The sequence below is a fragment of the Pseudoalteromonas sp. NH0006-26 genome (genome assembly GCF_057552415.1).
The window spans coordinates 44,168-59,614 of sequence record NZ_BAAJMJ010000010.1; the positions used below are offsets into that span (position 1 = coordinate 44,168).

Here is a 15,447-nt window from a genome sequence, read left to right on the forward strand (position 1 = left end):
TATTGATTTAGCGCAAGCATCCATTAATAATATAAAAAAGCCCAGCTCATTACTGAGCTGGGCTGCATTTTCGTTTTAAGTTGTTAGTCGAGCATATTGCGTAGTACGTACTGCAAAATACCACCATGTTTGTAGTAGTCCCACTCTTTCGGAGTATCAATACGCACATCGGCACTAAAGCTAACTTGTTTACCTTCACTGTTAGTGGCAATAACACTGACTTCGTCGGTTTTATCGTATAACCCTTGAATATCAAATTGTTCTTGCCCAGTTAAGCCTAGTGACTCATGGCTTTCACCTTCTTTAAATTGTAAAGGAAGTACGCCCATACCAATTAAATTAGAGCGGTGAATACGCTCATAGCTTTGTGCTATCACAGCTTTAATACCGAGTAATAATGAGCCTTTTGCAGCCCAATCTCGTGAGGAGCCGGTACCATATTCTTTACCTGCTAGAACCACTAAGGGTGTTCCACTTTCTTGATATGCCATTGCCGCATCATAAATACTTTCTAGCTTATCGTCAGGTTGAGTACGCGTTACACCACCCTCGGTTCCGGGAGCTAGTAAGTTTTTAAGGCGCACATTTGCGAACGTCCCGCGCATCATTACTTCGTGATTACCACGGCGAGAACCATAAGAGTTAAATTGTGCTTTTTCAACCCCATTTTCTTGGAGGTAAAGCCCTGCGGGTGCCTCTGCCTTAATTGCACCTGCTGGTGAAATATGATCGGTAGTCACCGAGTCACCTAGTTTAGCTAAACAACGCGCACCCTCAATAGTTGGAATGCCCGGTGGTTCAACACTCATACCATCAAAGAAAGGGGCTTTTTTAATATAAGTCGAAGCACTGTCCCAATCGTAAAGTTTACCATCAGGTATTTGAATTTTTTGCCAGCGACTGTCGCCATCGTAAACATTGGCGTAGCTTTTTTCGAACATCTCTTTAGTTACCGTACTTTTTACTAGTTCACTTACTTCTTTAACGCTCGGCCAAATATTTTTAAGGTAAATATCGTTACCATGCTTATCTTGCGCGAGTGGCTCGTTGTACACATCAATATCGGTTCTACCCGCTATGGCATAGGCAACCACTAAAGGAGGCGACGCTAAAAAGTTCATTTTAACATCTTGATGTATGCGCCCCTCAAAGTTACGGTTACCCGATAAAATTGAGCTTACAACTAATTTATGCTTTTGAATCGCCTCACTAATTTCATCGGCTAGTGGACCTGAATTACCAATACATGTGGTACAGCCATAACCAACTAAATTAAAGCCGAGTGCATCTAGGTCATCCATCAACCCTGCCTTTTCAAGGTAATCGGTGACCACTTGCGAACCTGGCGCAAGTGAGGTTTTAACCCAAGGTTTTACGTTGATACCTAATTGACGTGCTTTTTGCGCTACTAAACCAGCAGCTAAAATAACACTTGGATTAGATGTGTTTGTACAGCTAGTGATTGCAGCAATAACACAGGCACCGTCATTTAACTCAAATTCTTCCCCATTAAAGTTTACTTTTGCTGCGCCCATAAACTGCGCTTCATCGGTAGGCTCATCAGGGTTGGTAGTAGGGCCTTCACTTTCAATGCGAGCTTGCTCTTCGTCACTTTTATCACGTTTAGCCATACGCTCGTCTTGGAAATCTTTTAAATGCTGACCAATAACATCGCCCGCTTTGTCCAGAGTAATTCTGTCTTGCGGGCGTTTTGGGCCTGCAAGGCTAGGCACAACATCATCTAAAGTTAGCTCTAGCTTATCGGTATAATGTGCTTCGTCGCCATCGTTACGCCATAAGCCTTGGTGTTTAGCGTAATCTTCAATAAGTTTAAGCTGCTTCTCATCACGATTAGTTAAGCGTAAGTAATTAATCGTTTCATCATCAATAGGGAAAATACCACAGGTTGCGCCATACTCTGGCGCCATATTAGCGATAGTTGCTCTATCGGCAAGTGGTAAGTCGGCAAGGCCGTCACCATAAAATTCAACAAACTTACCTACCACACCGTGGTTACGCAGCATTTCAGTAACGGTAAGTACTAAATCGGTTGCTGTAGTGCCTTCAGGTAAGCGACCATTTAATTTAACACCCACAACCTGTGGAATGAGCAAGCTAATAGGTTGACCAAGCATGGCGGCTTCTGCTTCAATACCGCCTACACCCCAGCCAAGTACGCCTAAACCATTAATCATCGTTGTATGAGAATCCGTACCGACTAGTGTATCTGGGTAGGCTAATGATTTGCCGTTTTTTGTATCATTAAATACTACACGAGCTAAATATTCTAAATTAACTTGGTGAACTATACCGGTTGCAGGTGGTACAACTTTTAAGTTATCAAATGCGGTTTGTCCCCAACGTAAAAATTCGTAACGCTCTTTGTTACGCTCATATTCTAATTTTGAATTTAAGTCGAATGAGCCATCTTTACCGTAACCATCTACTTGCACCGAGTGATCGATTACCAACTCTGCAGGAGAAAGCGGGTTTATTTTTGCAGGATCACCACCGAGCTTTTCCATTGCATCGCGCATGGCGGCTAAATCAACAATTGCAGGGACACCAGTGAAATCTTGCATTACTACGCGGGCTGGAGTGAAAGCTACCTCGGCAGAGGGCTTCGCTTTTGGATCCCAATCTAAAAGTGCCTGAATATCTTGCTCTTTAATATTCACACCATCTTCGTTACGCAGTAAGTTTTCTAGTAATACTTTTAACGAAAAAGGCAGGCGTTTGGCTTTGTCGCCAAGCCCCATAAGCGAGTTGATATGATATTGCTCGCCATTGATAGTGAGCTGTTGTTGGGTGTCGAAACTATTTTTCATTATTTGTCCCTTCAATAAATTAGATTAATATTCTTGTAAAAGTGACCTCTGTAGTGATTTGCAAAGTGTGTACCATGATAAAAAATACCATGTGGTGTAATTTATTTTGGCCTTTATTAAATTAGAGATGAAGGCCAAAAGTTAAAATTCAAGGGATGCTCTGAGTAATAATTGGCCACAAAACTAAACTCAAAAAAGTGTTATTTAAAGTAGTCTTGTTGTTTTAAATGAAAACTTAAATACACCAATGCAATCGCAATTATGGTGACTGCAATAGGCATAAAAATAGCGCTAATACCAAACAAGTTGATGCTATTAATAATCATAAAATTATAGTATTGCTGAGCTAAAACCGCTGCCAAAGAGATTATTAATGTTATTGTGGCTAGTGACTTTTTGAATAACAAAAGTACGCATCCTAATGCGCCGCCAAATACCGCAATAGCAAACGCTAGAGTAGCCCATAGAGGTTGGCTTTTATAAGCAAGTTGTTGTTCTTCTGGGAGTTTACTTATCATCTCTGGAGAGAGAAATAGCTGCATGGTAAATGCAAGAATACCTAATATGTTCCATAATAAGGCGGTAATAAGTACGGGTTTTATCCAGCGGTTTTCGGTGTTTTCTGACATGTAGGCATCTATTTTTTATTATTGATATTCTATTAAAGAATAAAAAAGCCAGTGATGCAAACTGGCTTTTAATAACACATATGACTTAAGCGAATATTAGCCAAATGAAATAGGGCGACGACCCGTTTTTTCATCAACTTTAGGCTTTTTAGTACGTTTACGTTTACTTTTTGCAGGGTCAGTTGTTGTCACCGGCGCTGGTTTTTCCGCAACAATTGATTCATCAATAACTGGACGTTCTGCCGGAGTGGCATCTTCACTTAACGTTAATTGAAACACCTCGCCATCAAATGTAAGTACATCACCGCTGTATAATTTTTTCCGCTTGATTGTACAAATTTCATGGTTAACACCGACATAGCCTTCGCTAATTAGGTTTTTTGCTTGACCACCACCTTCAACAAGATCTAATACCTTTAATAATTTACACAGCTCTATAGGTTCTTCTTCTAACTCAACTTCAATATATTCTTCGTTCATCATGTTTCTCAGTGGGGTGGTATTAGTTGTAGTATAAAGGCTCAATGGCTATTTTGCACCAAAGTGAGTTTGTTAGGTGAGTTGATTGTGAGATTTTTTATGAAACTTTTTATCCCTTTTAGCAGTCTTTAAAAAAACTGAAGTAATTCATAGCTATACTTTGCGTGAAAAAAAATTACACATTGGCGCGCTAATTGCCAATAACTGTCGTATAGAAGGTTGAAAATAAACAGTGGAGTAAAAAATGGGCATAAGATTAGCGATGAAAAAAGAGCTAATGGGCTTAGAGCATTCAGACATGTTAACTGCTGACGATGTAAGAGCACACTTAGCTCAGCAGGTGAAAGAAGACACTGAACGAGGGTTTTCAGTTATCTCCAAGTTTAATGACACCCATAGTCAGTTAGTCAGCGGGCTAAATACCAAGCAAAGTGAGCTTGAATTTGAGCGCCATCGATTATTTAACGAAGTGCTTTATAAGCGACAAAGTGTTGATGCATGGTTAAATAACCAAAGCTCAGGTTAAACGACCAGATCTATTAAGTTGCCATTTAGCATTGCTCTCTATAGACTACGCTTGTAATCTAAGAGGTGATAATGAAAAATGGAATTTTAGCGTGTGCACTCATGCTTTTGCTGAGTGCATGCCAACAACCTACAGTGTATATATTTAGTAAAGGTTTATCGGACTTACAGCGCCAGCAGTTAGAGGTTGCGCTTAAAACACAATCCCTACCTTACGAATATGTTGAACACGACATTCCTCGGGAATTTGGCGTAGCTACTTTACTATTATCAAATGATAGAATTTTACGCCAAGAAACAGAGCAGCTAGCTACTATTATGCAGGGGTTAGGCTATCAACCCGAAATTAGCTACACCACACGCGCAAATCACTTTTATGGTGATGGTAATATTGGTTTTTATCTAAAAAATACTGATGCGGACGACGCTTTTACCATGCCTTCTCGGTTGCGAACAACCCAGTGCGAAAAAGATGAGTTTAATGACCAAGTCGTAAGCTTTACTGATCAACATGCTGAGTTCACATTAATCAGCGGCGCAAAAGTCACATTGAAATGGGAATATTTATACGGCTATTTGGTTATTTACTACAGCAATTATTCACAAACCTACACTCACTCACAGCCATTGGTTGAGACTCCTTTTGGCGACAAACCATCAGACACATATACCATAACAGCTCATGTAAATAAGCCAGGCTGGCTTAATTGCTCAATGCAGGTTGTTTATATGGATTAAGTTAACTGTTAACCGTGCTCTTCTATATGCTCCGAGAGTTTTGCAATGCGCAGGCTCATACCTTCAATAATACGGTCTTTAATTTTTTCGCGTATGACATTAGGTAGGCGGGTGAGAGCATCGGCAGTAATAGCCAGTACTATGGCGCTTTCTTTGGCGCGTGCATTAATACTGCGCTCTCGGTTATTAATAAATGCACCTTCACCAATAAATTCGCCAGGCTCTATACTACCCAGTTCCAGCAGGTGATTGTGTTTAAACACCATTAAAGATCCACTGAGCACAATAAACAGTCGCTTGTCATTATCAAATTCTTTAAATAAAAACTGATTTTTATTTATTAAATAAAGTAAACCAAATGACTCAAGCAAAATCTGGCGCTCATTGAGTGTGAATTCTTTAAAAAAATCTAAGCGATTTATAATTTCCATTTGCTTAAACAAAGGGATGTTTTCAATTAACTTCATTAATAACCTAGGACGCTAGTCTTATAAAATATCAGCTAATATTGCGCTCTTTTAATTTTCGGGTCAACGTATTGCGACCCCAACCAATTTTTACTGCGGCTTCTTGTTTATGGCCAGAACAATTAGCGAGGGCTGTTTTGATTAAGCGGGTTTCTAGCTGGGCTTGAATATCCGGCCAAATATTTTCTTTACCTTGTTTAAATTCTTGATTAAGCCACTGCTGAAATGAATCTAGCCAATCGCCTTCTTGGGTTGCGGCGGCATTATCAATAATTTCAGGAGGTAAATCTTGCTCGCCAATCAGCTCTCCAGGCGCCATAACGGTTAACCAGCGGCAGGTGTTTTCAAGTTGACGAACATTCCCAGGCCAATTAAATAAACACAGTTGCTTAATCGCTTTAGGGCTTAATACTTTGCTATCTACTTGCAGGTCTTTTGCACTTTTATGTAAAAAGTGTAGCGCTAAGCGCTCTATATCTTCGGGACGCTCGCGTAAAGCAGGTAAACGCAGGCGAACCACGTTTAAACGATGAAATAAATCATCCCTAAACTTACCTTGTTTTACCAGCTCTTCTAAATTTTGATGGGTGGCAGCAATAATGCGTACATCTACTTTTATACTTTGATGACCGCCAACGCGGTAAAATTCGCCATCGGCTAATACGCGTAATAAGCGGGTTTGTACATCCAGTGGCATATCACCGATTTCATCCAAAAATAAGGTACCGCCATTAGCTTGTTCAAAGCGGCCTTTACGCACGCTATCGGCCCCGGTAAAAGCGCCTTTTTCATGGCCAAATAATTCAGACTCAACTAACTCTTTAGGAATAGCCGCCATATTAAGGGCAATAAATTGATTTTCTTTACGCGGGCTGTGGTTATGCAAAGCGCTGGCAACCAGCTCTTTACCAGTACCTGACTCACCGTTGATGAGTACGCTCATACTTGATGCTGACAGCTTACCTATAGCACGAAACACTTCCTGCATAGCCGGGGCTTCGCCAATAATATGGGCACTTTTTGGCGGGGCGGTTTTTCGTTTGGTTTTTTTGGTCGAATTAGCACGATAGGCGCTTTCCACCAGTGCAACCGCTTCATTTAAATCAAACGGTTTAGCTAAGTACTCAAATGCGCCTTTTTGGAATGCATTAACGGCTGAATCAAGGTCTGAGTGGGCGGTCATAATGATCACAGGTAGCCCTGGCGTTTGCTCTGCTATTAGCTCAAGTAATGCCATACCGTCCATGCCAGGCATTCGTACATCGGAAATTAATACGCTAGGTTGACTAAATTTTAGCGCGTTAAGTACATTTTGCGCATCTGCAAAACTTTCTACTTCAAACCCTGCGCGAGTCAGTGCTTTTTCTAGTACAAAGCGAATTGAGGCATCATCATCTACAAGCCAAGCTGTTTTCATGCAAACTCCAAAGTATTAATCTGTAAACGGCAGATAAATATTAAATTCAGTATGTCCCGGCCAACTATCACATTCGATATAGCCGTCATGTTGATCAATCAAGGTTTGCGCTATAGATAATCCAAGTCCTGAGCCACCTTCTTTATTGGTGGTCATAGGGTAAAATAAGGTGTCGCGTAAATTGGCATCAATACCCGGGCCGTTATCCATGACTTGAATAAGCAGTGCCTTTTTAGGGGCTTTGCCAGGACGACGATGCTGGTAATTAATCCGCGTTTTTATTTTTATTTCGCCACCATCTACCAATGCTTGTTGTGCATTACGCACAATGTTTAGCACTACTTGTTGAACTTTGCTCTGATCAATATAAACATCAGGAATACTCGGGTCGTAGTCTTTCACTAACCGAATATCGCGGTTGTTATCTAAGGTACTGAGTTTTACAACCGACTCTAATGTTTGATGTATATTGCCATACGATTTTTGCGGCAGCTGATTAGGCCCAAGGAGTCTATCAACTAATTCACGCAATCGATCGGCTTGTTCAATTATCAGTTCTGCACATTGATCTCTTTCTTGCTGATCACCTTCATACTGCAATAATTGCGCCGCCCCGCGAATTCCACCCAGTGGGTTTTTAATTTCATGGGCTAAACCGCGAATTAAGTTGCGTGCAGCTTGGTATTGATGCATTTGATTTGAGACTTGATCGTGCTTTATTTCGTCATCAGTTTGTCGACATTCAAATAAAATATAAAAGGTATCGTTATGCTTTATTCGTCGTGTGCTGACCGCCAACTTTGCATGGCGAGAATCGATGAATACCACGTCAGCTCTATGCTGGTGGCAGTCTACACCATCAACTAATGAATACTGTGCAATACGTTTTAAGTCGATAGAGTGGTAATTAAATAAGTCGTCGAACGCTTGCCCGAGTAGGCGCTTTTCGCCTAAACCAAGTAATTCACTAGCACTGGTGTTGGCGTAAATAAGCGTAAAGCTTTCATCAAGTAACATCAGGGCGGTGGTTTGGTTTTGCCAAATTATATTTAGTAGCTCTGGGCTAAAATGTGTCTTATTAATCATTATTGCACCATTTTAGTGCGCCTGGGGAGGTAGGCAAGGTTTTTAGTAAAATATACGCTAATTATACGTATTTAACTGCAATTACCGACCTATATTAAGGCCTTTACGATGCATAAAAAATACACTGTCAGGGCTAGTTGCAATTACTTGGTTTTGTTTATTATAAAGTTTAACTTGCAGTGTATGCTGGCCGCGTTCTACATCTCTTAACGCCAGGGTGGTGGTATCACTGGGTTCACCAATAGCAATGCCATTTAAAAACAAGCCAATAGTAAATCCAGCTTCAAAGCGAGGAGCGATCTGAGTTGAAACGTACACTGAACCGGTGTTTTCTCTTATAGTTTGGTTGGGCTCTGGTGATGTAATACTAATTTTAAACTTGACCGCTGTTTTAGTCGGTGAAGTATCAAGAATGTCAGTATTTGTTGCAGGCATGTTTAAGTGTTGGCTGGTGAGCTTAACCTCCTTAGCGCCAGGTTGAGGGGTATCTGAAAAAACCAGCACACCATTTTTGTCTTTCCATGCATAAATTTTTTTATTGCTTGCATGGCTATTAACACTTAACACTAAAGCTATTAATAGCAACAAAACCTTACCTACCATCCTGCCACCCTGCATTGTTTAAACTTACTTCACTTTAGTGTAGAACCGTTAAATTTGCCATAAAAAAAGCCCGCAAAGCGGGCTTAAAACACACATTATTTATCGGTTAATAAATTAACAGCTGTAGTACATTTCAAACTCAACTGGGTGAGTCGTCATGTTAAGTTTTTCAACTTCTTTTGACTTAAGTGCAATGTAAGCATCAATTAGGTCATTAGTGAATACGCCACCTTGGTTTAAGAACTCACGGTCTGCATCTAATGCCGCTAGTGCTTCATCTAGTGATGATGCCACAGTTGGAATTTCTGCTGCTTCTTCAGCTGGTAAGTCATATAAATCCTTATCCATGGCATCGCCAGGGTGGATTTTGTTTTTAATTCCGTCAAGGCCAGCCATAAGCATTGCAGAGAAAGCAAGGTATGGGTTAGCAGTTGGATCTGGGAAGCGTACTTCAATACGGCGACCTTTTGCAGATGGAACCACTGGAATACGGATTGACGCTGAACGGTTACGTGCAGAGTATGCAAGCATTACCGGTGCTTCAAAGCCAGGCACTAAACGTTTGTACGAGTTAGTTGACGCGTTAGCAAAAGCGTTGATTGCTTTAGCATGTTTGATGATACCGCCAATGTAGTAAAGCGCGTCTTCAGAAAGGCCGCCGTACTTATCACCTGCGAATAAGTTTACGCCGTCTTTAGCTAAAGATTGGTGACAGTGCATACCAGAACCGTTATCACCAACAACAGGCTTAGGCATAAACGTTGCTGTCTTTCCGTATAAATGAGCCATGTTATGAATAACATATTTCATTTCTTGGATTTCATCTGCTTTTAAAACCATAGTGTTAAAGCGAGTTGCGATCTCGTTTTGACCGGCAGTCGCCACTTCGTGGTGATGCGCTTCAACAACTTGACCCATTTCTTCTAACACTAAACATGTTGCAGAGCGCCAATCTTGGAAGTCATCCACTGGTGCAACTGGGAAGTAACCGCCTTTAACACCTGGACGGTGGCCTGTGTTGCCATCTGCATATTCTTTATCTGAGTTCCAAGCTGCTTGCTTAGAATCAATTTTATACATTGAACCTGACATGTCAGATTTGTATTTAACGTCGTCAAATACGAAAAATTCTGGTTCTGGACCGAATAAAACGGTGTCAGCAATACCGGTAGAACGCATGTACTCTTCAGCGCGTTTAGCTACTGAACGAGGGTCGCGCTCATAACCTTGTAATGTAGAAGGCTCAACCACGTCACAACGAACGATAAGTGTTGTTTCTTCTGTGAAAGGGTCAAGCTTGATTGAATCTGCATCAGGTAGTAGCACCATGTCTGATTCATTAATGCCTTTCCAGCCAGCAATTGAAGAACCGTCGAACATCTTTCCATCTTCAAAAAAGTCTTCATCAACTTGATGATGAGGAATAGAAACATGTTGCTCTTTACCTTTTGTGTCAGTAAAGCGTAAATCAATGAACTTAACGTCATTTTCTTTAATAAAATCTAAAACCGATTGTGACATGTGTCCTCCAACTATTGGGTTTTATTATTGCTGCTTAGATACTTTAAATACCTATAAGCTGATTTTGTGCCACTATTATAATTTGTTGTTTTTTATGTGAAAATATATAAACAGTATAAAGGCGGCATAGATTAAGCACTGTTTTGGTGCGTAATAATTCCAAAACGGTGCAACATTTACAGGGTTATAATTGCTTGCAAATTAATCACCTTAGACTAACACAAAGAAAATGCAAAATACGCAGTAAAGTCGCTTTAAATTAATCCAAAACCACCTTTTGAGATTAATTTATAAAAATTAATCATCAAAATTAATTATTTTAAAACAAAGAGTTAATTATTTTATTGCGAAAGTTTGAAATTTTATTTTGGATAAACTTTCATCCATTCCATTTATAGGGGATAATATGCGCCCTTTTAAATCCTATGCTGGGACATCTCGTGAAAGCGCAGGTGAGAACGTATAGCCCCTGCAGGATCAATGAGATTCAATTTCTCTGAGTGAACATATGAGTATCGAAAAGTTAAGAAATATAGCAATTATCGCCCACGTTGACCACGGTAAAACAACACTGGTTGATAAACTACTTGAGCAATCAGGTACATTAGAAACACGCGGCGGTAATGAAGAGCGCGTGATGGATTCAAACGACATTGAAAAAGAACGTGGTATTACCATTTTAGCGAAAAACACCGCTATCTCTTGGAATGATTACCATATCAATATCGTAGATACTCCTGGACACGCCGACTTCGGTGGTGAAGTTGAACGCGTACTTTCGATGGCTGACTCAGTACTACTACTTGTTGACGCTCAAGAAGGCCCAATGCCACAAACGCGTTTCGTAACGCAAAAGGCATTCGCGCAAGGCTTAAAGCCAATCGTTGTTATCAATAAAATTGATAAGCCAGGTGCTCGCCCTGATTGGGTTATGGATCAAATCTTTGATTTATTCGACAACCTAGGCGCAACTGATGAACAGTTAGACTTTAAAGTAATCTACGCATCAGCAATCAATGGTTGGGCTACATTAGATTTAGACGAAGCATCAGATAACATGGAACCTATGTTCAAGATGATCGTTGACGAAGTATCACCACCGGATGCAGATCCTGAAGGTGACTTCCAAATGCAGATCTCACAGCTTGATTACAACTCTTATAAAGGTGTAATTGGCATTGGTCGTATCAAACGCGGTTCAGTTGTACCTAACCAACAAGTTACGATTATTAGCGCTGACGGGTCTAAACGTAACGGTAAAATTGGTTCAGTACAAAGCTACTTAGGTCTTGAACGTATTGAAACTGATAAAGCTTACGCTGGTAACATCGTAACGGTAACGGGTCTTGGCGAGCTTAAGATTTCAGATACGCTTTGTTGTCCTAACAACGTTGAAGCATTACCTCCATTAAGTGTTGATGAGCCAACAGTAACGATGACGTTCTCTGTAAATAACTCACCTTTCTGTGGTAAAGAAGGTAAGTTTGTAACATCACGTAACATTCGTGAGCGTTTAGACAAAGAATTAGTACACAACGTTGCACTTCGCGTTGCAGATACAGATAACCCAGATAGCTTCCGTGTATCGGGTCGTGGTGAATTACACCTAGGTATCTTAATCGAGAACATGCGTCGTGAAGGTTATGAGTTAGCTGTATCTCGTCCAGAAGTTATCTTACGTACTGTTGATGGTGTGTTAGAAGAACCGTATGAAACACTAACTATTGACTGTGAAGAAGCGCACCAGGGTTCTATCATGGAGCAAATTGGTCTTCGTAAAGGTGAACTTACTGACATGGCCCCAGATGGTAAAGGCCGTATGCGTTTGGACTTTATGATCCCAAGCCGTGGCTTAATCGGTTTCCAAACTGAGTTCATGACATTAACGTCGGGTTCTGGTTTACTTTACCATACGTTCGATCACTACGGTCCGCACAAAGGTGGCGAGCTAGGTGTTCGTAAGAACGGCGTAATGATTGCAAACGCAACAGGTAAAGCACTTACTAACGCATTATTTAACTTACAAGAGCGCGGCCGTTTATTTATCGGTCACGGTGTTGAAGTTTATGAAGGTATGGTTATCGGTATTCATAGCCGTGATAACGACCTTACAGTTAACGCGCTTAAAGGTAAGCAACTTACTAACGTTCGTGCATCTGGTACAGATGAAGCACAAACACTTACACCAGCACTTAACTATTCACTTGAGCAAGCGCTTGAGTTTATTGCTGATGATGAGTTAGTAGAAGTTACACCTGAGAACATTCGTATTCGTAAGCGTCATTTAACTGAAAATGAGCGTAAACGTGCGGGTCGTGCTCCTAAGTCATAATCTATTAATTTAGAACAATGATTTTAAAAGCCGCTGTATTGCAAAATACAGCGGCTTTTTTGTGTTTGGAAACAAGCGCTGTTAGCTATAAGTCGTCAGCTGTCAGATTAGAACAGTGTTATTGAGTAGCTTGGTTGTTAATATGGCTATTGGGTGAAAGCCGCTAGACTTTATAAACCATGCAATACAATCTTTTCCTCTAAAAGCGCAGCGCCTCTATCCGCTTTGTAGATAATTTACTTAAAAAATCTTTTCACAAAGAGGAGAAAATGAGAATTCAATGAGGAAGGGGCGAAACAATTGAAATGTAAGGCTGCTGAGTTTATTGGTAGGGTATTTTTTTGTTGGGTTTCGCTTCGCTCAACCCAACCTACGTTTTCAATTACCTTATTGGAAATTACTTTTTGGCAGTAGAGTAATTTTGCCAAATACGCTGGCGTCTATAAATCCTCGGTTGCGGTCACCGTTCACTGGCTCTACCTCGTGTGAGCCCATGAAGTGTTCACGCACTTTGCTGCCATCGTTATCGCAATAGGCGAGCATAAAGCCGACTACTTGCTTTGGCGTTAATTTAAGCGGAGTGTTTTGTGCGCCTTGTTGATAATCATTCGGGTAGAGTTTTATTGCCACTTCCCAAGTGATGCTATAGGGCGCGGTGGTATTGCGTTTCCAGTTACTAACTAAATGGTCGGTATATAAATGCGCTTTTTTATCAGGGCCATAATCGGCTGCTTGGTTATCAAGGCCAATATGATAGGCAAACGCGGTATGATTAAACTGATGATTACCACCCGATGCGTCACTATCTATAAACACTTCTAAGGCATCATCGTCCCAGTATTTATCCGTTGGATCTGGGTGAGTATCAATAAGCACATCATCACTAATGTCTGCTTGTAAATACAAGTAATTTTCATCCCACAAAAGACGATAGCGACCTTTAAAGTCAACCTCTGATGAGGGAAGTGTACCATCCATTAGGTGTGGCATAGGGTGCCATGTGGCGCTATTCCATGCACTTTCAGAAACACCATCAATAGTTATAGCTGTTGGTGTATGACTAACGTCAATAGCCATGAGTGGCTGGGTAAAAAGTAAACTAAAAGCGAGTAGTGTTTTTTTCATTAATCATCTCATCAATTAAAGATGATTTAGCTTGGCTTAAATAGCAATCAAAAACAATCTCGTAGTCTATTTTTATACTAACTGATTGTGCCTGCTATGCTGTCTTTTAATGCCAGCATTAATAAGTGCGCACTTTCTCCAGACATTTTAAAAGGATTAAAATCAATGGAGCCTGAAAACTTGAGATTCAGTGATTCGGTTAGCTTAGATTGCGGTACATAGCCCATTGACCATTTTTCAAACTCTCTTTCAGGAATTTGGGTATAGTTGAGCATAATTACATTGTGGTGACGCTTATCGTTTAATATTTGTTGGTAGGTATTATTTACAGCCGTTCTAGAGCCTTCAAGGCATTGTAAAAAGTAATCATTGCTAAAACATAACATGCCGGTGACGTTTGTTTTTACATTGTAGGTTCGGGCACTTTGTAAGATACTTTCTATATCTTCAGGCCCAAAACCACTACTTATTTTACTGGCGTAAATGAGTCGCACAAGAAACATAAAACCTCCTCACTATTTAGTTAATTAAAGATAGTTCAGCAGAGAAGTTATTGCTAATTATGTAAATGACTGATTAAAGTTTAATACTTTCACCTTCATTTAAAATATACAGGGGTATTTTCGAGTCCATTTTTTTATGCATATGCAATAAACGCAGTAAAGCGGAGTGACTCGTGCGATCACCCATTTTCCATGTTGAGTTACCATATCCCCAAGGTATCATTATTTTGCAGTTGAGCTCCTGTGCTGCTGTTAGAGCATCTTCTGGGGTTGTATGAACGTAACGATACCAGTTAGGGTTATCTTCGCTGTAGTAAGACGCTATCGGCATTAAGCACACATCAATATCGCCATATTTTTGCTGTATATCGCTAAAGTGTTTTGAGTAGCCGGTGTCGCCTGCAAAAAATAAGGTGCTGCCATTTTGTTCAAGTAACCAGCCATTCCACAGGTCTTTATCGTTGTCTTCATAAATAAAGGGCACTAACACACGGCTGCTAAAGTGGTGTGCAGGTAGCGCATGAATAGTTAAATCATCAATTTTAGTACTTGCATACCATGCCATTTCGCTAATATTAAAGCCATCACTAGGAAAATTATCAGCCATGCCAAGAGGTGTTAAATAACGCGGTTGGCGGCCTATTTCCTCAATATCTGCTTTATTAAAATGATCGTAATGAAGGTGAGAGTAAATAACCGCATCTAAATGGGTAAGCTCGTCAGATGTTAGCCAATCGCCAGGTTGTCGATAAATACCACCTGCGAGCTTAAAGCCCAGTGCTACAGGTGAATCGAATTGCGCTTTTACAGGATCAAAGACCACTTGCTGCCCGTTAGGGGTGCTGATCATAAACCCCGCATGGCCTAGCCAACGAACGGTGTAATTTGTGTCTAGTTTTGGGTTTGGCTGTTTCTCTTGATACTGGCATTGTTCACCCTCGGTTTCGCAGAGAACGTTGATGTGTGCAGGATAACAATCATTTTCACAGCTGATAGGGTAGCTTTTTTTACCAGGATAAAGGTTATGATAGCGCCCCCTATGCTCACCGTGTTGATTTAGTGGAACAAGGGTATCTGGACCTGCAATAACATTAACATTATTCGCTGTGCTACAGGCCACCAGAAGGCTGTAGACAAAGGTTAAACAGAGCGTATATGGTTTCATGGTTTTTAATTGTTATTTTTAACTTGCT

The 15,447-nt window shown here is 40.6% G+C and carries 14 protein-coding genes; 3 read left to right on the forward strand and 11 right to left on the reverse strand.

Features of this window, described 5'->3' with window-relative positions:
- Positions 1-83 precede the first annotated feature (83 nt).
- The 3 genes from acnA to AC27JR_RS14150 all read right to left on the reverse strand — a co-directional run bounded on the left by acnA (position 84) and on the right by AC27JR_RS14150 (position 3,937).
- Positions 84-2,828, reverse strand: coding sequence for an aconitate hydratase AcnA (gene acnA, locus AC27JR_RS14140; protein ID WP_008108376.1), 2,745 nt, complete (start codon positions 2,826-2,828; stop codon positions 84-86).
- Between the two features lie 200 nt (positions 2,829-3,028).
- Entirely contained in the window at positions 3,029-3,457 is a 429-nt protein-coding gene (locus AC27JR_RS14145) for a hypothetical protein (protein ID WP_487173948.1), read from the reverse strand.
- A gap of 96 nt (positions 3,458-3,553) precedes the next feature.
- Positions 3,554-3,937, reverse strand: coding sequence for an RNA-binding S4 domain-containing protein (locus AC27JR_RS14150; RefSeq protein WP_487173973.1), 384 nt, complete (start codon positions 3,935-3,937; stop codon positions 3,554-3,556).
- A 244-nt stretch (positions 3,938-4,181) separates the two neighbouring features.
- Between AC27JR_RS14150 and AC27JR_RS14155 the strand changes: the two genes are divergently transcribed.
- Together AC27JR_RS14155 and AC27JR_RS14160 are read left to right on the forward strand one after the other, a co-directional pair.
- Positions 4,182-4,463, forward strand: coding sequence for a hypothetical protein (locus AC27JR_RS14155; protein ID WP_487173949.1), 282 nt, complete (start codon positions 4,182-4,184; stop codon positions 4,461-4,463).
- Positions 4,464-4,534: 71 nt separating this feature from the next.
- On the forward strand, positions 4,535-5,200 hold the full coding sequence (locus AC27JR_RS14160; protein ID WP_487173950.1) for a hypothetical protein: 666 nt from the start codon (positions 4,535-4,537) through the stop codon (positions 5,198-5,200).
- Between the two features lie 8 nt (positions 5,201-5,208).
- On the opposite strand, the gene AC27JR_RS14165 is transcribed toward AC27JR_RS14160, so the two are convergent.
- The 5 genes from AC27JR_RS14165 to glnA form a co-directional block, all read right to left on the reverse strand.
- A complete protein-coding gene (locus tag AC27JR_RS14165; RefSeq protein WP_008108381.1) occupies positions 5,209-5,667 on the reverse strand; it encodes a Crp/Fnr family transcriptional regulator in 459 nt (152 codons plus the stop codon).
- Between the two features lie 31 nt (positions 5,668-5,698).
- Positions 5,699-7,084, reverse strand: a complete 1,386-nt coding sequence (ntrC, locus tag AC27JR_RS14170; protein ID WP_008108382.1) for a nitrogen regulation protein NR(I) — start codon at positions 7,082-7,084, stop codon at positions 5,699-5,701.
- A 15-nt stretch (positions 7,085-7,099) separates the two neighbouring features.
- Positions 7,100-8,170 carry a nitrogen regulation protein NR(II) gene (gene glnL / locus AC27JR_RS14175; RefSeq protein WP_008108383.1) on the reverse strand — a complete coding sequence of 357 codons (1,071 nt, stop codon included), beginning with the start codon at positions 8,168-8,170 and terminating at the stop codon, positions 7,100-7,102.
- 81 nt (positions 8,171-8,251) lie between these two features.
- A complete protein-coding gene (locus tag AC27JR_RS14180; protein WP_487173951.1) occupies positions 8,252-8,773 on the reverse strand; it encodes a DUF4124 domain-containing protein in 522 nt (173 codons plus the stop codon).
- Between the two features lie 114 nt (positions 8,774-8,887).
- On the reverse strand, positions 8,888-10,294 hold the full coding sequence (gene glnA, locus AC27JR_RS14185) for a glutamate--ammonia ligase (RefSeq protein ID WP_008468760.1): 1,407 nt from the start codon (positions 10,292-10,294) through the stop codon (positions 8,888-8,890).
- A gap of 508 nt (positions 10,295-10,802) precedes the next feature.
- Between glnA and typA the strand changes: the two genes are divergently transcribed.
- Complete coding sequence (gene typA, locus AC27JR_RS14190; protein WP_008108389.1) at positions 10,803-12,626, forward strand: translational GTPase TypA; 1,824 nt, start codon at positions 10,803-10,805, stop codon at positions 12,624-12,626.
- Positions 12,627-13,013: 387 nt separating this feature from the next.
- Here the strand turns inward: typA and AC27JR_RS14195 are convergent, their stop codons facing one another.
- The 3 genes from AC27JR_RS14195 to AC27JR_RS14205 form a co-directional block, all read right to left on the reverse strand.
- On the reverse strand, positions 13,014-13,751 hold the full coding sequence (locus AC27JR_RS14195; protein WP_487173952.1) for a CBM9 family sugar-binding protein: 738 nt from the start codon (positions 13,749-13,751) through the stop codon (positions 13,014-13,016).
- Between the two features lie 77 nt (positions 13,752-13,828).
- Positions 13,829-14,254, reverse strand: coding sequence for a BLUF domain-containing protein (locus AC27JR_RS14200; protein WP_008108394.1), 426 nt, complete (start codon positions 14,252-14,254; stop codon positions 13,829-13,831).
- Between the two features lie 73 nt (positions 14,255-14,327).
- Entirely contained in the window at positions 14,328-15,419 is a 1,092-nt protein-coding gene (locus tag AC27JR_RS14205; RefSeq protein WP_036934631.1) for an MBL fold metallo-hydrolase, read from the reverse strand.
- Positions 15,420-15,447 lie beyond the last annotated feature (28 nt).